This is a genomic window from Vibrio sp. 1249-1 (genome assembly GCF_033340495.1).
Window position 1 is genome coordinate 1 of record NZ_JAWOWJ010001075.1, and the last position, 539, is coordinate 539.

Annotated in this window: 1 pseudogene; it reads right to left on the reverse strand. The window is 57.1% G+C overall.

Annotated elements, in window-relative coordinates:
• Positions 1–539: pseudogene (locus tag R7Z50_RS30550) on the reverse strand (hypothetical protein); the annotation flags it as partial.

A 539-nucleotide genomic window follows, 5' to 3' on the forward strand; every position in this document is an offset into this window, starting at 1 on the left:
CCCGTGGGTTTCCCAGGTTTCGTAAGCCAGCCATCCTTCGGGGGTGTAGCCAAATCTCCGGACACCGTTGCCATCATCGACTGAGGTCAAGCGGCCTATGCCGTATGGTGAGGTTGCTTCGTCGTACCCGTACAGAATTGGCGATTCGCCAGCGACATCGCTGGAGGTTTCGATGATCCGGTTCAGCGCGTCATAGCTGTAGCTTGTGGTTTGCCCCTTGGCCGTTTTGCGCGTTGCCACGTTACCGGCTTCGTCATAGGTAATGTCGGTGGTGCCGGTGTCCGGGCTCCGGACCTGGGTCACTTCGCCAAAGCCGTTGTAGCTGTAGTAGGTCAGGCGCGAACGAGGGTCGGAGACACGGTAAACATCGCCGGTATCCTTGTAGAGCACCTGCGTGACCTTCCCGAGGGGATCGGTCGTTTGTGTCCGGTGATGGAAGCCGTCGTACTTGTAGGAGTGTGTGTTACCAGAGGGACTGGTCTCCTGTATCAGGTTTGCCACCACATCGTAGGAAAACGATGACTGATTGCTATAGGCGT